General features: G+C 66.3%; 22 protein-coding genes. 13 read left to right on the top strand and 9 right to left on the bottom strand.

The genetic code is table 11. The annotated features are described in order from the left end of the window. Window positions 1-2: 2 nt before the first annotated feature. The 8 genes from ACI0FO_RS08400 (at window position 3) to ACI0FO_RS08365 (ending at window position 7,246) form a co-directional block, all read left to right on the top strand. Window positions 3-899, top strand: coding sequence for an ABC transporter permease (locus ACI0FO_RS08400; RefSeq protein ID WP_416025773.1), 897 nt, complete (start codon window positions 3-5; stop codon window positions 897-899). Then, the gene (locus ACI0FO_RS08395; protein WP_416025771.1) at window positions 896-1,954 is read left to right on the top strand and encodes an ABC transporter ATP-binding protein; all 1,059 of its coding nucleotides are present in this window, start codon (window positions 896-898) and stop codon (window positions 1,952-1,954) included. The genes ACI0FO_RS08400 and ACI0FO_RS08395 overlap by 4 nt, the downstream gene beginning before the upstream one ends. Continuing rightward, window positions 1,951-2,937 carry an ABC transporter ATP-binding protein gene (locus ACI0FO_RS08390; RefSeq protein WP_416025769.1) on the top strand — a complete coding sequence of 329 codons (987 nt, stop codon included), beginning with the start codon at window positions 1,951-1,953 and terminating at the stop codon, window positions 2,935-2,937. Before ACI0FO_RS08395 ends, ACI0FO_RS08390 begins: the two co-directional genes overlap by 4 nt. 163 nt (window positions 2,938-3,100) lie before the next feature. After that, window positions 3,101-3,964: a DUF2242 domain-containing protein gene (locus ACI0FO_RS08385; protein ID WP_416025767.1), complete on the top strand. Its 864-nt coding sequence runs from the start codon at window positions 3,101-3,103 to the stop codon at window positions 3,962-3,964. A gap of 96 nt (window positions 3,965-4,060) precedes the next feature. Continuing rightward, window positions 4,061-4,486 carry a CopD family protein gene (locus ACI0FO_RS08380; RefSeq protein WP_416025765.1) on the top strand — a complete coding sequence of 142 codons (426 nt, stop codon included), beginning with the start codon at window positions 4,061-4,063 and terminating at the stop codon, window positions 4,484-4,486. 142 nt (window positions 4,487-4,628) lie between these two features. Next, entirely contained in the window at window positions 4,629-5,501 is an 873-nt protein-coding gene (locus ACI0FO_RS08375) for a MetQ/NlpA family ABC transporter substrate-binding protein (protein WP_416025764.1), read from the top strand. 1 nt (window position 5,502) lies between these two features. After that, a complete protein-coding gene (locus tag ACI0FO_RS08370) occupies window positions 5,503-6,609 on the top strand; it encodes a methionine ABC transporter ATP-binding protein (RefSeq protein WP_416025762.1) in 1,107 nt (368 codons plus the stop codon). Continuing rightward, a complete protein-coding gene (locus ACI0FO_RS08365) occupies window positions 6,590-7,246 on the top strand; it encodes a methionine ABC transporter permease (RefSeq protein ID WP_088588938.1) in 657 nt (218 codons plus the stop codon). The genes ACI0FO_RS08370 and ACI0FO_RS08365 overlap by 20 nt, the downstream gene beginning before the upstream one ends. Window positions 7,247-7,283: 37 nt before the next feature. On the opposite strand, the gene ACI0FO_RS08360 is transcribed toward ACI0FO_RS08365, so the two are convergent. Then, the gene (locus ACI0FO_RS08360) at window positions 7,284-8,090 is read right to left on the bottom strand and encodes a hypothetical protein (RefSeq protein ID WP_416025760.1); all 807 of its coding nucleotides are present in this window, start codon (window positions 8,088-8,090) and stop codon (window positions 7,284-7,286) included. Between the two features lie 95 nt (window positions 8,091-8,185). Between ACI0FO_RS08360 and ACI0FO_RS08355 the strand changes: the two genes are divergently transcribed. Together ACI0FO_RS08355 and ppk2 are read left to right on the top strand one after the other, a co-directional pair. After that, on the top strand, window positions 8,186-9,376 hold the full coding sequence (locus ACI0FO_RS08355; protein WP_416025759.1) for a trans-sulfuration enzyme family protein: 1,191 nt from the start codon (window positions 8,186-8,188) through the stop codon (window positions 9,374-9,376). A 149-nt stretch (window positions 9,377-9,525) separates the two neighbouring features. Next, on the top strand, window positions 9,526-10,725 hold the full coding sequence (gene ppk2 / locus ACI0FO_RS08350; protein WP_416025758.1) for a polyphosphate kinase 2: 1,200 nt from the start codon (window positions 9,526-9,528) through the stop codon (window positions 10,723-10,725). 4 nt (window positions 10,726-10,729) lie between these two features. Here the strand turns inward: ppk2 and ACI0FO_RS08345 are convergent, their stop codons facing one another. The 5 genes from ACI0FO_RS08345 to ACI0FO_RS08325 form a co-directional block, all read right to left on the bottom strand. Beyond that, window positions 10,730-11,083 carry a DOPA 4,5-dioxygenase family protein gene (locus ACI0FO_RS08345; protein ID WP_416025756.1) on the bottom strand — a complete coding sequence of 118 codons (354 nt, stop codon included), beginning with the start codon at window positions 11,081-11,083 and terminating at the stop codon, window positions 10,730-10,732. A 14-nt stretch (window positions 11,084-11,097) separates the two neighbouring features. Beyond that, the gene (locus ACI0FO_RS08340) at window positions 11,098-11,454 is read right to left on the bottom strand and encodes a translation initiation factor Sui1 (protein ID WP_416025754.1); all 357 of its coding nucleotides are present in this window, start codon (window positions 11,452-11,454) and stop codon (window positions 11,098-11,100) included. Beyond that, the gene (locus tag ACI0FO_RS08335) at window positions 11,451-11,834 is read right to left on the bottom strand and encodes an RNA-binding S4 domain-containing protein (RefSeq protein WP_105556465.1); all 384 of its coding nucleotides are present in this window, start codon (window positions 11,832-11,834) and stop codon (window positions 11,451-11,453) included. The genes ACI0FO_RS08340 and ACI0FO_RS08335 overlap by 4 nt, the downstream gene beginning before the upstream one ends. Before the next feature lie 147 nt (window positions 11,835-11,981). Continuing rightward, entirely contained in the window at window positions 11,982-12,971 is a 990-nt protein-coding gene (locus tag ACI0FO_RS08330; protein WP_416025752.1) for a tripartite tricarboxylate transporter substrate binding protein, read from the bottom strand. Continuing rightward, complete coding sequence (locus tag ACI0FO_RS08325) at window positions 12,968-13,804, bottom strand: amidohydrolase family protein (protein WP_416025750.1); 837 nt, start codon at window positions 13,802-13,804, stop codon at window positions 12,968-12,970. Before ACI0FO_RS08325 ends, ACI0FO_RS08330 begins: the two co-directional genes overlap by 4 nt. A gap of 116 nt (window positions 13,805-13,920) precedes the next feature. Between ACI0FO_RS08325 and ACI0FO_RS08320 the strand changes: the two genes are divergently transcribed. Further along, on the top strand, window positions 13,921-14,808 hold the full coding sequence (locus ACI0FO_RS08320) for a LysR family transcriptional regulator (RefSeq protein ID WP_416025748.1): 888 nt from the start codon (window positions 13,921-13,923) through the stop codon (window positions 14,806-14,808). A 197-nt stretch (window positions 14,809-15,005) separates the two neighbouring features. Next, a complete protein-coding gene (locus ACI0FO_RS08315) occupies window positions 15,006-16,838 on the top strand; it encodes an ABC transporter ATP-binding protein/permease (RefSeq protein WP_416025746.1) in 1,833 nt (610 codons plus the stop codon). Window positions 16,839-16,947: 109 nt separating this feature from the next. On the opposite strand, the gene ACI0FO_RS08310 is transcribed toward ACI0FO_RS08315, so the two are convergent. Further along, window positions 16,948-17,751 carry an aspartate dehydrogenase gene (locus ACI0FO_RS08310; RefSeq protein ID WP_416025744.1) on the bottom strand — a complete coding sequence of 268 codons (804 nt, stop codon included), beginning with the start codon at window positions 17,749-17,751 and terminating at the stop codon, window positions 16,948-16,950. A gap of 140 nt (window positions 17,752-17,891) precedes the next feature. Here ACI0FO_RS08310 and ACI0FO_RS08305 point away from each other — a divergent pair, with 140 nt between their 5' ends. Next, window positions 17,892-18,401 carry a GNAT family N-acetyltransferase gene (locus ACI0FO_RS08305; RefSeq protein WP_416025742.1) on the top strand — a complete coding sequence of 170 codons (510 nt, stop codon included), beginning with the start codon at window positions 17,892-17,894 and terminating at the stop codon, window positions 18,399-18,401. Here the strand turns inward: ACI0FO_RS08305 and ACI0FO_RS08300 are convergent. Together ACI0FO_RS08300 and ACI0FO_RS08295 are read right to left on the bottom strand one after the other, a co-directional pair. Beyond that, the gene (locus ACI0FO_RS08300) at window positions 18,374-19,324 is read right to left on the bottom strand and encodes a BMP family ABC transporter substrate-binding protein (protein ID WP_416025740.1); all 951 of its coding nucleotides are present in this window, start codon (window positions 19,322-19,324) and stop codon (window positions 18,374-18,376) included. The genes ACI0FO_RS08305 and ACI0FO_RS08300 overlap by 28 nt on opposite strands. Next, complete coding sequence (locus ACI0FO_RS08295; protein ID WP_416025738.1) at window positions 19,321-20,298, bottom strand: Bug family tripartite tricarboxylate transporter substrate binding protein; 978 nt, start codon at window positions 20,296-20,298, stop codon at window positions 19,321-19,323. The genes ACI0FO_RS08300 and ACI0FO_RS08295 overlap by 4 nt, the downstream gene beginning before the upstream one ends. Between the last annotated feature and the right edge of the window lie 32 nt (window positions 20,299-20,330).

Here is a 20,330-nt window from a genome sequence, read left to right as displayed (position 1 = left end):
ATATGACCCATTCCCTTGCTGGCCCGGCGGTCGCGCCGGTCGTGGCGCCGGTCGTCCGGTCGCCCGGCTACTGGTCCAACGTGGTGCGCCGCCTGCGCCGCGATCCCGTGGCCGTGGCCGCCGGCGCCGTCATCCTGGCGCTGATCCTCATGGCCATCCTGGCGCCCTGGATCTCGCCCGCCGATCCTTTCCAGGCGTCGATGCTCAAGCGCTTGCGGCCCATCGGCACCGAAGGCTATCCGTTGGGGGCCGACGAACTGGGCCGCGACATGCTTTCGCGGTTGATGCTGGGCGCGCGCCTGTCGCTGTTCATGGGCATCGTGCCGGTGATCGCGGCATTCGCCGTGGGCAGCGCCATCGGCATCCTGGCCGGATACGCCGGCGGCTGGACCAGCACGCTGATCATGCGCGTGGTAGACGTGTTCTACGCGTTCCCGTCCGTGTTGCTGGCGATCGCGCTGTCAGGCACGTTGGGGGCCGGCACCTTCAACGCTATCGTGTCGCTGACCATCGTCTTTATCCCGCAGGTCGTGCGCGTGGCCGAGAGCGTTACCGCGCAGGTGCGGCGCAGCGATTATGTCGACGCCGCGCGGGCGTCGGGCGCGTCGCCGTTCACCATCGTGCGGGCGCACGTGCTATCCAACGTGCTGGGACCGATTTTCGTGTATTCGACCAGCTTGATCTCGGTGTCCATGATCCTGGCGTCCGGGCTGTCATTCCTGGGCCTGGGCGTGCGGCCGCCCGAACCCGAATGGGGGCTGATGCTCAATACGCTGCGCACCGCCATCTACACCCAACCTTGGGTGGCGGCGTTGCCCGGCGTGATGATCTTCATGACGTCCATGTCTTTCAACCTGCTGTCCGACGGCCTGCGGTCCGCCATGGAGGTCAAGGAATGAGCGCCCTGATCGAAACGGCTCGCGCCGCCCACGACGATGTGGGCGGGCCGGCCCAACCGCTGCTGAGCGTGCGCGGGTTGGTGAAGCACTTCCCGCTTAAGCGGGATCTGTTGTCGCGCAAACGGGGCGGCAACGCCGTGCGCGCGGTGGACGGCGTCGACTTCGACGTGAAAAAGGGAGAGACCCTGGGCGTGGTCGGCGAATCCGGTTGCGGCAAATCAACCACGGCGCGGCTGGTGATGCAGCTGATCGCCCAGGACCGTGGAGAGCTGGTGTTCGATGGCATCGCGGTGGGCTCGCGCGCGCTGGCGTTGCGGGAATTCCGGCGGCAGACGCAGATGGTGTTCCAGGACAGCTATTCGTCGCTGAATCCGCGTATGACCATCGAAGATTCCGTCGCCTTCGGTCCGTTGGTTCACGGTACGGCCAGGAACGATGCCATCGCGGTGGCGCGCGGCTTGCTGGGCCGCGTCGGCCTGGACCCGCAGCGCTTCGCCGGCCGCTACCCGCACGAGCTATCCGGCGGCCAGCGCCAGCGCGTGAACATCGCGCGCGCGCTGGCGTTGCATCCGCGGTTGGTCATCCTGGACGAAGCGGTATCGGCGTTGGATAAATCCGTGGAAGCGCAGGTGTTGAACCTGCTGCTGGACCTGAAGGACGATTTCGGGCTGACATACCTGTTCATCAGCCATGACTTGAACGTGGTGCGGTACATCTCGGACCGGGTGATGGTCATGTATCTGGGTGAGGTCGTCGAACTGGGCCCCGTCGCCCAGGTGTTCGATGCGCCGCGCCATCCCTACACGCAAGCCTTGCTGCGATCGATGCCGTCCATGGAGCCGGGGCAGCGGACGGAATCGGCGCCGCTGTCGGGCGATCCGCCCAATCCCATCGATCCGCCGTCGGGCTGCCGCTTCCATACGCGATGCGCCCAGGCGCGCGCGATCTGCGCGCAACAGGCGCCCGCCATGACGCGGCAAGAGGACGGTCATGCCGTGCGCTGCCTCATCCACCAACCCGATTCCGGCTACGCCGCCTCAGGAGCGCCGACATGACAACCGCCTTGCAACCCCTGGTCAGCATCCGTAATCTGGAAGTCGCTTTCCAGGCCGGCGCGAAGACCGTGCAGGCGCTGAACGGCGTGAACCTGGATGTGGCGCGCGGCGAAACCGTGGCGTTGATCGGCGAATCGGGCTCGGGAAAAAGCGTGACGCTGCGTGCGTTGATGCGCTTGCACCCGCCGCGCCGCACGCGCATGCGCGGTCAGATGCACGTGGACGGACGCGATGTACTGGCGATGAGCGCCCGCGAATTGGCCGCGATGCGCGGGCCGGTGGTGTCGATGGTTTTCCAGGAACCGTTGCTGGCGCTGGACCCGGTCTACACGGTGGGCCGCCAGATTGAAGAGATGGTGCGCCGGCATACCGGCAAGACGGCGGCACAGGCGCGCGCACACGCCTTGGCGCTGTTTGAACGAGTGCGCATTCCCAGCCCCGAGCGCCGCCTTCAGGCCTTTCCGCACGAGATGTCCGGCGGCATGCGCCAGCGCGCCATGATCGCGCTGGCCTTGTGCTGCGATCCCCAAGTGCTGCTGGCCGATGAGCCCACCACCGCGTTGGATGCCACGGTGCAAATCCAGATTCTGCTGCTGTTGCGCGAACTGCAGCGGGAGATGGGCCTGTCGATCGTGTTCGTGACGCATGACATCGGAGCCGCGGCCGAAATCGCCGACCGCGTCGCGGTCATGTATGGCGGACGGATCGTCGAGCAAGGCGCCGTCGCGGATCTGCTGCGTGCCCCGCGCCACCCATACACGCTGGCGCTGCTGAAGGGCAGGGCGCACGGCGCGATGCAAAAAGGGCAGCGGCTTGAAACGATTCCCGGGTCCCCGCCCGACCTGGCTGCTTTGCCGCCAGGCTGTTCATTCGCGCCGCGTTGCGGCCTGGCCCAGCCGCGCTGCCAGGCGGCGGTGCCCGATATCGAACCCATCGCCCCGGGGCACCAGGTGCGGTGCATTCGGGTGGCCGAGACCGCGTAGGCGCGGCTAAATTTGTTTCAACGTATCACCGCATAACCCGTCCCTAATAAGAATTCTCATTCTTGGCCGATAATGCTTGTCGTTGCTCCAAGCAGGACCCTCTATGCGCTGTGTTGCCCGTCGTGTTTCTTTGCCGCTGTTCGCCGTCCTCTCGGCCGTCTTAGTGGGATGTACCGCCCCTAAGCCCGCCTACGAACGAGAGGATTTCACCCAGAACGAGGTGTTCTCGCGCACGTTCCCCACCGCCAGCACCACCGCCTGCGACGCAGGCCGCCGTGCCTTGCTGAGCCAGGGCTACAACATCGATCGCTTCGATCCGGCCCGCGTGTCCGGGCACAAGAACTTCCAGGGCGAAGACGGGCAGCATACCCAGATCAATTTCAACATCGACTGCGCCTCGGACGGCAGCGCCAACCAGCGCGCCACCGTGTTCGCCAACGCCGTGCAGGACCGCTATTCGATCAAGCGCACGAGCAGTTCCGCCAGCGTGGGCGTCAGCGTGCTGGGCCAGGTTTCCATGCCCTTCGGATCCAGCGACGACTCCTTGGTGAAGACGGCTAGCCAGACCGTGTCGCGGCCGAAGTTCTACGAAGGCTTCTTCCAGCTTCTGCAGCGCTTCCTGCCGGATGCCGAAGCGGCCGCCGCGCCGCATGCGCCGACGCCGGCCCGCGCCCGCGGCAACGCGCCCAAGGCCCCTGCGCCGCCAGCGGATCCTGTGGTCGCGCCGGACGCGCCTGCCGACACGCTTAACCCGGCCGTCGCCAACGGCCCCGCCGGGGCAGGCGACAAGCCGGCGTCCTCGGCTGAACCAGCGCGCGCGGCAGCGCCGCCCGCGCCGGGCAATACGGAAGCCGGCTCGGCCAAGCCGGCGCCCGCGGTTGCGCCGTCACCGGCCGCTGCCACGGTGACACCGGCTGCCACGCCTTCGGGAGCCGACGCTTCGCCTGCCGCGACGCCGGCTGCGACGCCCGCCGCCACGCCTTCCACAACGCCTTCCACAACGCCGGCTGCGGCGCCCGGCAACTAAGCCACGGCTCAAGCGCGCGGCGCCGGTTTGCCTTGGCGCAAATCGGTGCCGGCTGTCGGCGCTTCAGATCGCGTGCTTGCGGCGATAATGCCGGCCATGACATACCAACTTCTCAAGATGGCCCACGTGGCGGCCGTTGTCGCCTGGATCGTCGGCTCGCTGTTTGTTTCGCTGTTCCTGCTGTCGTCACAGCCGCAAGACGGCGACGATGCGCCGAAAGAACGCAAGATGCTGGGCGCGTTGCGCCGCTGGACGCTGTGGGTGACCACCCCGGCGATGGTCGTCTCGTGGTTGATCGGCCTGCATCTGGCAATGACCTTCGGCTGGTTCGCCATGCACTGGATCTGGGTCAAGGTTGGCGTCGCGCTGGCCTTGTCCGCCTTGCTGGGCATTCAAAGCGCCGCCTTGCGCCGCATGGCCAATGGCAGTCCGAAGCGGCCGCCCGCGGTGGATTTCTACGCCCCGTTCACTGTCATCGCGTGCGCGGTCATCGTGACGCTGGTTGTCGTCAAGCCGTTCTGATCCGGCGCGGCCGGCTTATGCCGACCGGCCATATCCAAAGATCCCCGTAATAAGGACTCAACGAAGTATTCGTTCGTGGCCGCCGGGGCCATCCCTAGAATCGTCTCTCTCATAACCGCATTGACTTAGAGGCGATTCCATCATGACTACCCGTTTTCAAGGTGCGCGCGCCGCGCAGGGCCGGACCACGCCCGTCAGGCGGACGCGCCTCGTCCTCAAGGCGTTGCTTGGCGCCGTGCTGGCCTCCGCCGCGATGTTCCATGGCCCGGCGTTTTCCGCGGATCCCAAGCCCCTTAAAGTGGGCGTGCGGGGCGGCGTCGACGAGCAGATTTGGGAAGTCGTCACCCAAGTGGCCAAGAAGAATGGCCTGGCCGTCGAACCCGTCGTCATCACGGGCACCGCCAGCCCCAACGAAGCGTTGAACAACGGCGACCTGGAAGCCAACGCGTTCCAGCACATCCCTTTCCTGAACGACCAGATCAAGCAGCGCGGCTACAAGCTGGTGCCGGTGGCGAACACGCTGATCTCGCCCATCGCCTTCTATTCCAAGCAGTACAAGTCGTTGAAGGATCTTCCGGACGGCGCCCGCGTCGGCATCCCGAACGACCCCAGCAACCAGACCCGCGCGCTGGTGATTCTGCGCGACCATGGCTTGATCACGCTGAAAGACGGCTTCGACCCGGCGACCGGCACCGCGACGCTGGCCGACGTGACCGCTAATCCGAAGAAATTGAATTTCGTCGAGAGCGCGTCTGTCGTGCTGGCGCGTTCGTTGCCGGACGTGGACACCGCCGCCATCGTCAACAGCTTTGCCTACCAGGCCGGCTTGATCGCTACGCGTGACGGCATCGCGGTGGAGAAGAAAGAAAACAATCCCTACGTGAACATTATTGCCGTGCGCGAAAAAGACAAGAACGCGCCCTGGGTGCCCGAATTGATCAAGGCCTACCACTCGGAAGAAGTTCGCCAGTTCATCCTGAGCAAGTACGAAGGCTCCGTGATCCCGGTTTTCTAAGATGCAGCACGAATTTTCCAAGCCCGGCCCCGCCGTGGCGGTTGCCGGCCTGGGGCCAGGGCCTGACGCCCATATCGTCTTCGAGGGGCTGCAAAAGCGGTATCAAAGCGCGCAGGGCACGGTGGCGGCGCTGTCCGACGTGTCGTTCCAGGTTGCGCGCGGCGAGGTCTTCGGCATCATCGGGCGCAGCGGGGCGGGCAAATCTACGTTGCTGCGTTCCATCAACATGCTGGAACGGCCCTCCGCCGGCCGCGTGCTGGTGGACGGCGTGGATGTGGGCCAGCTGGACGAGGATGCGCTGGTCGGCCTGCGCCGCCGCATTGGCATGATCTTCCAGCACTTCAATCTGCTTTCCGCCAAGACCGTGGCCGAGAACGTCGCGTTGCCGCTGCGTGTGGCAGGCGTTGCACCCGCCGCCGCGCGCGGGCGGGTCGAGGCCTTGCTGGACATGGTGGGATTGCGCGACAAGGCGGATGTCTATCCGTCCAAACTGTCGGGCGGCCAGAAGCAGCGCGTGGGCATTGCGCGTGCGCTGGTGCATCAACCGGAAATCCTGCTGTGCGATGAAGCCACGTCGGCGCTGGATCCCGAGACCACGCAATCGATCCTGGCCCTGCTGCAGGACATCAACCGCAAACTGGGGCTGACGGTCGTGCTGATCACGCACGACATGGCGGTGATCCGCGAAGTCTGCCATCAGGTGCTGGTGCTGGACGGCGGCCGCAAGGTGGAACTGGGCGAGGTCTGGCGCGTGTTCGGCAATCCGCAGGCGGATGCGACGTGCGCATTGTTGCGTCCGTTGCAGCATGAATTGCCCGCCGACCTGGCGGCCAAGCTGGTGCCCGACCTGCAGGGCCGCGACGGCGTTGCCGTGCTGCGGCTGCGTTTCACCGGGCAGGGTCGGCCCGATGGCGTATCGCTGCAGGCGCTGGCTGCGATGGGGCCCGGCGCGACGCTGCTGCATGGCGGGCTGGACCGGTTGCGCGGCCATGCGCAGGGCAGTCTGCTGGTGTCGGTGCCCGCCGGCGCATTACACGAAGAGGCCGCGCGCGCCGCGCTGGTGGCCGATCAAATCAAGGTGCTGGGTTATGTCGCTGCCGATGCTTGATAAATACCTGCAGGCGTTCCTGCAGACCCTGGCGATGGTCAGCGTGTCGGCCGTGATCGCGATCGTGTCGGGACTGGCGCTGGCAGTCGTGCTGACGGTGACCGCGCCCGGCAACCTGTACCCGAAGCCGCGCTTGAACAAGGCGTTGTCGATCACGGTGAACACGTTCCGCGCCATTCCCTTCATCATCCTGCTGGTGGCCATGCTGCCATTCACGCGCTTCCTGGTGGGCACCACCTTGGGCACGTGGGCGGCCATCGTGCCGCTGTCGGCCAACCTGGTGCCGTTCTTCGCGCGAATCGCGCAGGTCAGCCTGAATGATGTGGACCACGGGCTGGTGGAGGCCGCGCGTGCCATGGGCTGCCGGCGCTGGCACATTGTGCGGCACGTGCTGCTGCCCGAAGCCTTGCCCGGCATCATCGGCGGCATGACGGTCAGCGTCATCGCCATGATCAACGCGTCGGCCATGGCGGGCGCGGTCGGCGCAGGGGGGCTGGGCGACCTGGCGATCCGCTACGGCTACGAACGCTATGAAACCCGCGTGATGTTCGAGGTGATCGTGATTTTGATTGCGCTGGTGTCGATCGTGCAGTTCACCGGCGAATGGCTATCGCGCCGCGCCGACCACAAGCGATAGGCCAGGGCCGGCGATGCGGGGGCGCGGAAAAACGAGGTCAGGGCAGCGCCGAGAGAATGCTTGCCAATTGCTGCCTGCCCAATTTTTCTTGCTCGGCGGAAAGCTTGCCGATCGCCGCCATGTGCTGGTGAAAGCGGTTCAGGTCGTCATCGCGGTCGAACAGCAATTCGTCATGGTCCGCATACCAGTGCTGGCGGTTGTCGTCCAGCAACGTGATCATCTGGCCGAACTCCCGCAGGATGCGGGCTTCCAGCGACCAGACCTGCTCCAGGTTGGCGCTGCGCTGGGCCAGCGTCGCGTTCAGACGCGTCAGCATCTTCTGCTTTTCCGGTTCGCGGATCGCCAGCGAGCGGATCAGCGCGGGCATGTTCTTCAGCACCTGCATGCTTTGCTGCTGGTACTTCGGCACCAGGTGCTCGGCCTGCTCAAGAATCATCCGGCTTTCCACCAGGCCGGTGTCCCGCGCCAGCCGGTGCGCGTCCAGCAGCCGGGGCATACCGATGTCGTGCAGGTCCTGAAGATAGGCCTTGTGCTGCGCCACTCGTTCGCCGGCCACCGTCTTGATGACGCGTTCCAGTTCGCCGTAGAAACCAGTGGCCTTGGGCGTGGGGTCGATGGCGGGCACGGCCTCGGGGCCGCCTTCCGGGTTGTCGACCATCAAGCTCAAGGTGTCCGCGACTTTGCGGATTTCGGCGGCGGCCACCTGTTCCTGCTCGCGTTCGCCGGCGTTGCGCAGGCCGATCACCACGGCCGACGCAAGCACCGCCAGGCCGGCGATGAGCGCAATACGCAACCAGGCAGGGCGCGCTCGCGGAGTGGGCAGAGGCTTGTCCTGGGGAATCATGGCGCACCAAAAATTGGGGACATGGTTTTGAATGTAACGCAGTTTTCTGGCAAGGGCGCAAGGCCTTTGCAATATTCGATGACAGGAGTTCAGTAATGTCCGACACCACTCAGCAAGGTTTCGCCACCCGCGCCATCCACCTGGGTTATGACCCGCTGGACGAGCAAGGCGCGTTGTCGCCGCCGTTGTATCTGACGTCCACCTATACCCAGGACAGCATCGAAGCGTTCGATCAGATCCGCCTGGGCGAAAAGCAGGGCTATGTCTATGGCCGCACGCGCAATCCCACGCAAGCGTTGCTGGAAGCGCGGTTGGCGTCGTTGGAAGGGGCCGAGGCTGGCGTTGTGACGGCCTCCGGCATGGCCGCCATTTCCGCCACCTTGTTTTCGCTGCTGCAAAGCGGCGACGAGATCGTCGTGGACCAGATCGTCTACGGCACCGCGTTCACCTTGTTCACGCAAGGGCTAAGCCGCTTTGGCATCCACGCGGTCTTCGCCGACTTTACGCGGCCCGAGACCGTCGCCGCCGCGATCGGCCCCAAAACCCGGGCCGTCTATTTCGAAACGCCGGCCAACCCGAACCTGCGGCTGGTCGACATCGCCGCCGTGTCCGCCATCGCGCGCGGCAAGGGCGTATTGACCATCGTGGACAACACCTTTGCCACCCCGGTACTGCAACGCCCCTTGGCGCATGGCGCCGACATCGTGCTGCACTCCGCCACCAAGTACCTGGGCGGCCACGGTGACCTGCTGGCCGGGGCGGTCGTGGGCAGCAAGGCGCACATCGACGCCATCCGATTGCAGGGCCTGCGCTATTTCACGGGGGCGACGTTGTCGCCGTTCACGGCCTTTCTGGTGCTGCGCGGCCTGAAGACGCTGGAATTGCGGGTGCAGCGCCACAGTGAATCCGCCTTGAAGGTGGCCAAGCTGCTGCGCGACCATCGGGCCGTGGCAGACGTGTTTTATCCGGGCCTGGAAGGCACCCCGGGCGCGGATATCGCGCGGCGTCAGCAAGCGCTGGGCGGCGGCCTGGTGGCGTTTGAATTGAAGGGCGGCTTGGCAGCGGGAAGACAGCTATTGAACGGCCTGAAACTGGCACGCATCGCCGTCAGCCTGGGCGATCCGGAAACCCTGATCCAGCATCCGGCCTCCATGACGCACGCCAGTTATTCCGCGGAGGACCGCGAGAAGTACGGCTTGTCCGAAGGGCTGCTGCGCCTGTCCGTGGGATTGGAAACCTCGGACGACATTCTGGCCGACCTCAAGCAGGGGTTGGACCGGGTGTAGGCGCCGGCCCTGTAAAAAATGTTACAACATTTGATTCTCGTCAAATCCACGTCACGCCGGGCGCGTTAGGGTTTCAGTTTTGCCTGATGGGCCGCTGGCGTTTGCCGGCGGGCGTGGGCCAGGCAATACGCGCAGCCAGGACAGGATTCATGACAGACAAGACACCGCAAGCCGAACAAACCGTTGCCACCGCGCCGACCAAGCGCGCAGGGGCCGCCGCCAAACGCACCGCCAGCCCCCGCGCTGCCAGTCCCCGCACCGCCAGTCCCCGTACCGCCAGTCCCCGTACCGGCGTCGCGCCGCGCAAACGGTCGTCGGCGGCGGTTCCTTCCATCGAACCCGTGGTGCAGGCCCACAAGCGCGTGGCCGCCCGTGAAGACGCCGCCCGCCAGGAAGCGGTGTCTGTGCTGTCCGATATCGCGCGTCGCTATACGGTGGGCCCGGACGCGCAGGCTCACGAAGCCTTGCGTTCGGTGATCGAAGAACTGTCGCCGGACGATGCCCGCGCCGTGCATCGCGCCCTGCTGGACGCCAATACCCAGGGGCCGGCCGGCCGCCGCGACCCCGACGAGGAACTGGCCACCGATTGGCGCGAGGGCATTTACCCGTACCGCCACCGCATGCTGCGCCGCAATTACGAAAAGCAGAAATACCAGTTGCAGGTCGAACTGTTAAAGCTGCAAGCCTGGGTCAAGGCCACTGGCCAGCGCGTGGTGATCCTGTTTGAAGGGCGCGACGCGGCGGGCAAGGGCGGCACCATCAAACGCATGATGGAACACTTGAATCCGCGCGGCGCACGCGTGGTCGCACTGGAAAAGCCGTCGGACACGGAAAAAGGCCAGTGGTATTTCCAGCGCTATGTGCAGCACCTGCCCACGGCTGGCGAGATCGTGATGTTCGACCGGTCCTGGTATAACCGCGCCGGCGTGGAACGCGTGATGGGGTTTTGTTCGCAGCAGGAATACCTGGATTTCCTGCGTCAGGTGCCTGATTTCGAACGCCATCTGGTCAGCAGCGGCATCCATCTGGTCAAGTTCTGGTTTTCGGTCAGCCAGGAGGAACAGCGCCGCCGCTTCCTTCAGCGCAAGGTGCATCCGCTTAAGCAATGGAAACTGAGCCCCGTGGACCTGGCTTCGCTGGATAAGTGGGACGATTACACGCGCGCCAAGGAAGCGATGTTCGCGCATACCGACACGGCCGACGCGCCGTGGATCGTGGTGAAATCCGACTGCAAGAAGCGCGCGCGGCTCAATGCGATGCGCTATGTGCTAAGCCGCCTGCCATACGAAGGCAAGAGCGGCGACGCCGGCATGGCGCTGGATTCGCTGATCGTGGGCCGGGCGCTGTAAGCGTTCAGGCGCCCAGCGCCTTCAGGTTCAAGGCGTAGCTGCGTCCGATCCACACCGCGCAGTCGCGATGGTCCCGCAGCGAATCGCCGGTGTTCGGATGCATGAAGACGTCCAGCACACCGTGGTTCAGGGTCAGCCAGGTCGCGATCTCGGCGAAGTGCGCCGGGGCGAATGCGATTTGGTAGCTCCATTGCGGATGCGGGCCGACGGGGCGCTCGTGGAAGCGCCCCATCTCCATCTTGCCCTCGAACCTTGCGATCACTCTTTCGCGCAGGGCGTATGCGGCGTCACGGCTGGCCGCGTCGAAATACACGTGGGCGTGCCAACTGGCAACGCGATCCATAGCGACATCGTTCATATTTTTCTCTTGGTTCAGCCGCCGGCGCGCTTGGCGCGATGGCCGTTCTTCGTCAGCGTCTCGATGATCCGGTCGCAGTGGTCTCCCTGCACTTCGATCACCCCGTCCTTCACCGTGCCGCCCGATCCGCATGCGGTACGCAACTGCTTGCCCAGCACGGCCAACGCCGCCGCATCCAGCGCCAGCCCCCGCACCACGGTCACGCTCTTGCCGCCGCGCCCCTTGGTTTCGCGCGACACGCGTGCCACGCCGTCACCTGCGGGCACGGCGGCGGCCTGGCATTGGCATTGCGCCAGCGCGTGCCGGCAAACAGGGCACATGCGGCCGCTTTCGGTGGAATAGACAAGGCCGCCTGTAGCGCTGCGTTTCATGATTTGCCTCGCATCTGGTCGATCAGCCGGCGGTCGCGCTTGGTCGGGCGCCCGGTTTCGATGCCCAACGCGGGTTCGGGCGCCAGGCGCCGCATTTCGGCCGCGCGCGTGCGGGCCGCGATACTTTCCGGGGTTTCGTCGTACAACAGGCGGGCCGTCGGTGCCGGGCCACGCACGCCGCTCACCGCGACGACGCGCACATGCAGCGCCGGATCCTCTTTGCGGATGGTGATCAGGTCGCCGGGGGCGACTTCGCGCGACGGTTTGGCGGGCTGGTCGTTCACGGATACGCGGCCTCGGCCGATCTCTTGCACCGCCAGGCTGCGCGTCTTGTAGAAGCGGGCGGCCCAAAGCCACTTGTCGAGTCGAATCTTGTCCATCTTGCCTGTCCCTGCGTCAATCTGCTTCAAGCCATGATGATAGCCGCGCCGCCGTGGCCGCGCCCGGCAAAAAAAAGCGGCGCCCTTTCGAGCGCCGCAAGTCCGGCTATCCGGCAACCGGGCCTGGCGGCCCGGCAGTACTCATACTCAATCCAGCTTCAGGCCGGCTTCCTTCACCACCCGCTGCCATTTGGCGATTTCGGCACGGCGGAAGGTGTCCAGTTCGGCAGGCGTAGAGCCAATGGGTTCCGCGCCGATCCCGGCCAATTGCTCGGCAATGGCGGGGTCCTTCAGCACCTTAGCCAGCGCTTGCGATACCCGGTCCACGATCGCGGGCGGCGTGCCGGCGGGTGCGAACACCGCGTTCCATTCATACGTCTCGTAGCCCGGTACGCCCGATTCGGCGATGGTCGGCAGGTCGGGGGCGGTCTTGGAGCGTTCCAGGCCGCCGACGGCCACGGCGCGCAGCTTGCCGTTCTTCACGTGCTGCCAGGCCGAGCCCATGCTGGCGAACATGACCGGCACCTGGCCGGACATGACGTCGATCATGGCGGGGCCGCCGCCCTTGTAGGCCACATGCTGCAACTGCGTCTTGGCCAGCAGGTTGAACAGTTCGCCGGCCAGATGCTGCGCCGAACCGGGGCCGGCCGACGCGAAATACACCGCGTCCTTGGCGCCGGGCTGACCCAGCTTGATCAGGTCGGCCACCGTCTTGACTTCATACGACGGCGTCACGACCAGCACGTTCGGCACGCGCAGCAGCAGCGAGACCGGCGCGAATGCGCTTAGTGTGTCGAACTGCATTTTGGAATGCAGGGCGGGGTTCTGCGCGTGGTTGGAGGCGTCCAGCATCAAGGTGTAGCCGTCAGGCTGCGCCTTGGCCACGACCGCCCCGCCAATCATGCCGCCGGCGCCACCCCGGTTTTCAATCACCACGGGTTGACCGAGTTCGGCGGCCAGCTTGGGCCCGATCAAGCGAGCCACCACGTCAACGGTGCCGCCTGGCGGATAGGTCACGACGAGTGTGACGGCGCGTTCGGGATAGGCGGCGGACGCCGCGCCCGCGGCGCTGCCCAACAGGGCGGCGGCCATCAGCAGGGCGCCGCGGCGCGCCACGCGTTTGATCAGAGGGGTCATGGGTTGTCTCCTTGGAATTGGAATAGCTGCAACGGCGTGCCGGAAAGGACGGCGCGCCGTTGCGTTGGATCGTCGATCCAGGCGTCCAGCCATTGCGTCGCCGCAGGATAGGACGCCAGGTGCCGATGTTCGGTGTGGGGCCAGTCGCTGCCCCACATCAGGCGATCAGCGGAATAGGCGGTTAGCAGCTGGCCCGCGGCCTGCCGGCCAGAGGCGGCGCAGTCTGCCGCCGGCCAGTTGCGGTAGGGGGCAGACAGCTTGACCCACACGCGGCCGCTGTCGGCCTGTTGCAGCAGGTATTGGAAACCGGGGTCGGCCACACCCAGCGCCGGCTCTGGGCGGCCGAAATGGTCCACGACCACGCGGCAGCCGGCGGCCAGCAGCGTGGGCAGCACATCGGGCAGCCGAGCCGCCTGCAGATGGACTTCCACATGCCAGCCCAGCGCGTTCACGCGCGCAAGCAGTGTCTGCCAGCCGGGGGCGGCAAGGTCGGGCACGGGCAGCCCGATCAGGTTCAGCCGCATGCCCACGACACCGGCATCGGCCAGGGCCCGCAATTCGGCGTCGGCGATGCCGGGCGCCACCACCACCACGCCGCGCAGGCGGTCAGGCGCGGCGCGCAGGGCCTCAAGCAGGTAGCGGTTGTCGGTGCCCAGGAAGCTGGGTTGCACCAGCACGCCGTGACGAAGCCCGTGCGTGTCCAACAACGCCAGGTAATCCGCCAGCGTGGCGTCGTAGTCGGGCGTGTGGCGACGCGTGTCGGCCAGCGTCAGGCCTTGCTGGAATACGTGCGCATGGGTGTCGACGGCGGCGCCGGTCGCGAGCGGGGGCAAAGCGGTCTCCTGTCTTGTGCGCGGACGTGGTCCGCGCTGTTCTATAAGGCGGGATTCTAAGAAGTCGGGGTATAGTTTTCTATTGTAGAAAATCGCTTTTTATATATTGGAATGATATGGAAACGCGCCACTTGCGTTACTTCCTGGCCGTCGTGGACCATGGCAGCGTCAGCCGGGCGTCGGAATGGCTGGGGATTGCGCAACCCGCGCTGAGCCAGGCGCTCGCCCGCATGGAAAAGGACCTGGGCGTGCGCCTGTTCGAGCGCTCGCGCCAGGGCGCCGCGCCCACGCCCGCTGCCCTGGCCATCCTGGAAGACGTGCGGACCAGCGTGGCGCGTATCGACGCGGCGGCGCAGCGGGCGCGCGAGATCGGGCGAGGCAGCGCGGGGCAGTTGACGGTGGGCCTGGTGTCATCGGCGTTGTTCGACACCTTGCCGCGCGCGCTGCGCGAAATGCGGCGGCAGGCGCCGGGCGTGCGCGTGATCTTGCGAGAGATGAGCAATGCCGAGCAGGCCGAGGCGCTGCAAACCGGCGAGATCGATATCGGCTTGATGCACACGCCCGTCGCCGTGGGCGGGCGCATGCGTGAACGGCAGTTGCTGCGCGACCGTCTGGTGGCCGCGGTTCCGGACGAGTTCATCGTGGCCGAAGACGGGCAGGTGTCGATGGCGCAGATCGCGCAAGCGGGCCTGGTGATGTATCCGCAGGCGCAATTGCCGGCGTTCTACGCGGGCATCCTGGACGCGATGCGCAAGGGCGGGCACGACGTGCAGGTGGCGCAGGAAGCCAACCGCACGCTGACCGTCCTGTCGTGCGTGGCGGGCGGGTGCGGCGTGGCGCTATTGCCTAGCTGGATCCGGACGATGAATTTCGGCGGCGTGCGCTTCTGTGAAGTGCGCGACGGTCAGCGCCTGCCCAGCTTCGACCTAAGCGCTATCTGGCCCGCGCGTTCGGTGCCGACGCTGGCCGACCTGTTCGCCAATCTGGACCTGGGTCCGCGCTGATTCTGGACTGATTCCGCGCCGATTCCGGACTGATTCCCTACCGCTCCCGAGCAGCTTTTGCATTGCCTGCGCGCCAGCCTTTCACTGTGCATTCAGCAGCCCTTTCAGAACGCTTAAGCCTGGCTTAAAACGGCATTTTCTCTGGAACCCCGTGCCACCGCCCCGTCTAACCAGAAACGGCTTTTCGGGGGGTGCCCATGGATCTGAACTGGCAGCAGCAATTGACGGAAAGCGCGCTGTGGCTTGCGCGCGCGTTTGGCATCACGGCCGTCGCGACGGCGCTGATGGCGGTGGCGCTGGCCCGAACGACCGACTGGGGTCGCAAGTTCTGGCGCCTGGCATGGCCGTACCTGACGCCCCGGCGCAGTTGGCGGCCCTTGTTGACGCTGGCGCTGCTGCTGTTCCTGGCGATGGCCGCGGTGCGTATGACCGTGCTGTTCTCATTTTGGTACAACGGCTTTTATAGCGCGCTGCAAGCGTTGGATCCCACTGCCTTCTGGCGTTTCCTGGGCATCTTCTCGATACTGGCCTCCGTGCACGTCGTGCGTTCGCTCGCCGACAGCTATGCCGGCCAGGCATTCGATATCCATTGGCGCGTGTGGTTGAACGACCGCCTGACGCGCGACTGGCTCGGCGCCAGCGCGTACTACCGCGGGCACTTCGTGGAAGCGCCCGTCGATAACCCTGATCAACGCATCGAGCAGGACATCGCGATGTTCGTTACCGGATCGCGCACGCTGGCCATCGGCGCGCTCAGCGCCGTGGTGTCGCTGGTGGCGTTTACCGGCATCCTGTGGGGCTTGTCCGGCCCGTTGTCGGTTGGGGGCATCGACATCCCGCGCGCCATGGTGTTCGTGGTCTTCCTGTATGTGATCGTCGCAACGTGGTTCGCCTTCAAGATCGGCCGGCCGTTGATCCAACTGAATTTCTTGTCGGAACGGCTGACCGCCAACTTCCGCTACGCGCTGGTCCGGCTGCGTGAGAACGCAGAAAACGTGGCGTTCTATCAAGGCGAAGCGGCAGAGCGGGCGACGTTGTGGACGCGCTTCACGGCCTACATCGCGAACCTCTGGGCACGGGTCTATCGGGGCCTGAAGTTCGACGGCTTCAATTTGTCGGTCAGCCAGGTTGCGGTGGTCTTCCCCTTCATCCTGCAGGCGCCACGTTTTTTTAGCGGCGCGATCAAGCTGGGCGATGTGATGCAGACCTCGCAGGCGTTCGGCCAGGTGCAGGATGCGCTGTCGTTCTTTCGCACGTCCTACGACACCTTCGCGCAATATCGCGCCACGCTTGATCGGCTGAATGGATTTCTGGATGCCAACGAAGCGGCGCGCGGGTTGCCGTCCGTGCAAACCGAGCCGTGGCGGGATGGCTTGGACATCGATGGCGTCACCGTGACGCGCCCTGACGGCAGCATGCTGCTGCGCCAGTTGAACCTGCGGTTGCGCCCCGGGCAGACCTTGTTGATCAAAGGACCGTCAGGCAGCGGCAAGACGACCCTGTTGCGGGCGTTGGCCGGGTTGTGGCCCTATGCGCAAGGCCGGGTGCGGCGACCCGAAGGCGCATCGGCGCTGTTCCTTTCGCAGCGGCCCTATCTGCCGCTGGGCGATCTGCGGGGCGCCGTGGCCTACCCGGGGCAGGCGCGGCCGCAGGACGACGCGAGGCTGGCTGACGCATTGCGACAAGTCAATCTGGGGCATTTGGCCGGCCGCCTGGACGAGGTCGCGGACTGGTCCCGCATCCTGTCGCTGGGCGAACAGCAGCGCGTGGCATTTGCGCGGGTACTGTTCAACCGGCCGGCCATCGTGTTCCTGGACGAAGCGACTTCTGCCACCGACGAAGGGCTGGAACACATGCTGTACAGCCTGTTGCGGCGCGCGCTGCCCGACTGCATGCTGGTCAGCGTGGGCCATCGCAGCACGCTGGACCCGTTCCACACGCATCGGTTGGCGCTGGACGGCGAGGGTGGTTGGGCGGTGGAACCGATGGCGCCGCCGGCCGACGGCGCAGCCTTGCGCGCCGCAGCCTGATGCTGCGGATCGACCCGCGGGTTCGACCTATCCAGCTTCGACCCATCTGATTCGGCCGACCCGGCCGACCGGGCGGCCGGGCGGCAAACGTGAAGCCGTGCGTGCTCGCTCAGGTGCCCATGCGCAGCGGGCCCGTCAGCTTGCGCAGCGCGGCAACTACGCTTTGCGCCGTGATGCGGCCGGTCTTGGGGTTGGCCGAGGGAATGTTCTGGATTTCCATCGAGAACGACGCCGAATCCGAGACGACTTCCACGCGGTGGATATTGCGTTCCAGCGACGGGTCGGCCCAGATCTCCAGCGTGGTGCGGTCGGGTCCGATGCCTGCCAGCGATACGCTGACGGCCACGTTAAGGTTGGCTGGAAAGCCTACTGCGGCCTCGCGTGGCGAACCGCGGAAGATCAGTTGCGGTTCGGTGATGTCGGCGATGTCGATGTTGTTGTCGGTCAGGTAAGGCGCGCCCAGCAGGCCGCGCACGGGCTTGCGGGTGATCATCGTGACGGAATGGATGACGCCTTCGGCGGCAGCCGTGATGGCGTCCAGCCCCAGGATGGCGCCCGACGGCACGATGATCTGGCCATGATGCTGGCGCGCCAGTTCGATCAGGTCGTCGTGGCGCAGCAGGGCGCCGGAGCTCAGCACCACCATCTTCTTGCCGTTGCGCAGCACGGGTTCGGCGATGTCGCGGAACACGGCGGCGGGCGCGCATTCCACCACCACGTCGCAATGCTCGTGCAAGGCGTCGAGGGTGGTGAAGACCGGGGCCGCGTGGGCCCATGCGAAGGCGGGCGGGGCCTTGGGGTCGCGCACGGCGACGGCGGCCAAGGCAAGGCCGGGCACGCCGGCGTCCAGGGATTGCGCCACGGCCTGGCCGATGGCGCCGAAGCCGGCGATGCCGACGCGGTAGCTGTTCATAAGAGTCCTGAAGGGCGGAAAAAAGCGCCGACGAAGGCGCAGGGCTGCCGGCCACTGTAGCCACCGTGCCGGCGGTCGTCAATGCGCAATGGCCGCCAGGCGCGGCTACACTTTCTGCTTGATTCGACGGGAGCCCCTGCATGCAGATCCAGCCGGAAACGCCGGAAGACCACGATGCCATTTTCATGGTGACGCAGGCCGCGTTCAAAGACCATCTTCATAGCCAGCAGACGGAAGGCTACATCATCAATGCGCTGCGCGAAGCCGGTGCGTTGACGCTATCGCTGGTGGCGCGGGTAGACGGGCGTGTCGCGGGGCACGTTGCGTTTTCTCCCGTCCAGATCAGCGACGGGGCGGTGGATTGGTACGGGCTGGGCCCCATCGCGGTGCTGCCTGGCTTGCAGGGCCGCGGCATTGGCGGGGCGTTGATCCGGGCAGGCCTTGACCGCCTGAAGGCGCTGGGCGCCGCGGGCTGCGTGGTGTTGGGCGACCCGGCGTACTACAGGCGTTTCGGATTCGAGCCGACGCCCGCACTGACGTATCCCGGCGTGCCGCCGGAGTACTTCATGGCGCAGGCATTCACGCGCCCGGCGCAGGGCCAGGTGGCGTATCACCAGGGGTTTTACGCCACCGCGTCGGTGGACCGCTGAAGGCGCGGGGCCGGCATCTGGAACTCCGTGCCAGCGTAGTCCGACGCAATGCGGATAGCGCCTGCCGCCAATCGTCCGGCCCAGTCGTCCAGCACGCGGCGCTCTTCTGCTCCGACCTGCGCGCCCACCACCAGGCGCAGCGACGCGGCGTGCTCCAACCCGAAGCGGGTGACGCGCCCCACGGCCAGCGTGCCCGCGGCGTGGTCGGCGGCGGCGCGCTGCACGCATAGGCCTGAATCCGCCAAGGCTGATGCCAGATAGACCTGCGGATCGCGAGCCACCCAATCCACCACGTTGCCGATCTGCCATACGCCGGTCTCGCGGCAAACCCGCGTCACGCCGTCGCGCCCGCCGTCCATCATGGCGAACACCACGCGGGCGTCTCGAGCGGCTAGCGCACGAGTCCATGCTGCGCCCAATTCAGGGTCGTGCTGATTGCCGCAGAATGCGGTCAACGGATCGTGGCCGGTCACGCGTCGCACGCCGTCGGCGTAGGCCGCGCGGCCCTTCAACCCCGGCCGCACGCGTTCGCCCGACAGGTGGGCGGCTCGTCCATTGCCAGCGCGCTGGCCAGCCAGCACTCCGGCCAGGAACGCCGTGTGTTCTTGCAGGATTTCATACGACGCGACATTCGAACTGGTGTGATGCCCTTGAGTGATGGCGAATTGCGTGCGCGGAAACCGCGGCGCCACCTCGGCGACGGGGACGTCGCCCTGGCCGCCATGCACGATGACCAGGTCCGGCGCGGCAGCGCACAACTGCGTGATGCGCTGGGCGCGCGCCGCCGCGTCGTTCGCGGCAATCCACTCCAGCTGCAGCGGCTGGCCGGCCTGCGCGGCGCGCGCGGCGCCTTGCACGGCCGCTTCGTTGAAGCCGCCCCGGCCGGGGTGGCCGAACAGCACCAATATCCGGCGGGCGCTCACAGGCTGGCCCCGGTCGAGCGCACCACTGGTCCCCACGCCTCGGCCTGGCGCCGGACGAAGTCGGTGAATTCGGCGGGCGATTTCCGCGCCAGGACAAAGCCCTGCCCCGCAAGTTTTGTGCCGATATCGGCTGACTGCATCACGCGGCCGATTTCCTCGTTCAAGCGCTGCGACACCGCCTCCGGCAAGCCTGCCGGACCCGACAGGCCCACGAAGTTCTCGGCGATCAGGCCGGGGTAGCCCAGTTCCCCCACGGCGGGAATCTCGGGTGCCTGCGGTACCGGATGCGGCGTCGTAACCGCCAGCAGGCGCAACTGGCCGGAACGCAGGAACGGCAGGTTCTGCGGCAGGGCATCGATCGCAACGCGGATCTGTCCGCCCAGCAAGTCGTTGCGCATGGCGCCCGACCCTTTGTAGGGGATGTGCTGCAAGCGCGCGCCCGTCTGGCGGGAATACAGTTCTCCCACGATCTGCCCCACCGAGGCCAGCCCGCCGCTGCCGTATTGCACCGGCTGATCCTGCGCGCGGATCCATGCGGTCAACGCCTGCAAGCTGGACACGGGCACCGACGGATGCACGACAAAGGCGGTGGGCACCGCGCCCACGTAAGCGATGTGTTTGAAGCTGGCCAGCGCGTCGTATCCCGCTTGCGGCATCAGCGCGGGCGAGATCGATAAGGGTGCTGAATTCGACATCAGCAGGGTGTAGCCGTCGGCCGGCGCCTGGGCCACGAGGCTGGCGCCGATGGTGGATCCCGCGCCCGGCTTGTTTTCAATGACGACGGGCTGACCCAGCCGTTCGGCCAGCGCTGGCGCGATCAGGCGTGCGGCGATGTCGCTTGCGCCGCCCGGCGGAAACGTGACGATCAGGCGGATCGGGCGTTCGGGCCAAGCGGAGGCGCGCGCGGCGCGTGGGCGCGCCAAGGGCAGCGCCAATGCGCTGGCAAGCATGAATTTGCGGCGGGAAAGCGGCATGGCGGGGCTTCTACATGATGGCCGCGCGGGCG

The sequence above is a fragment of the Achromobacter marplatensis genome, assembly GCF_049060505.1.
Taxonomy (GTDB): Bacteria; Pseudomonadota; Gammaproteobacteria; order Burkholderiales; family Burkholderiaceae_B; genus Achromobacter; species Achromobacter marplatensis_A.
Note: the sequence above shows the minus strand (reverse complement) of the source record. Positions and strands in the feature narration are given on the sequence as shown.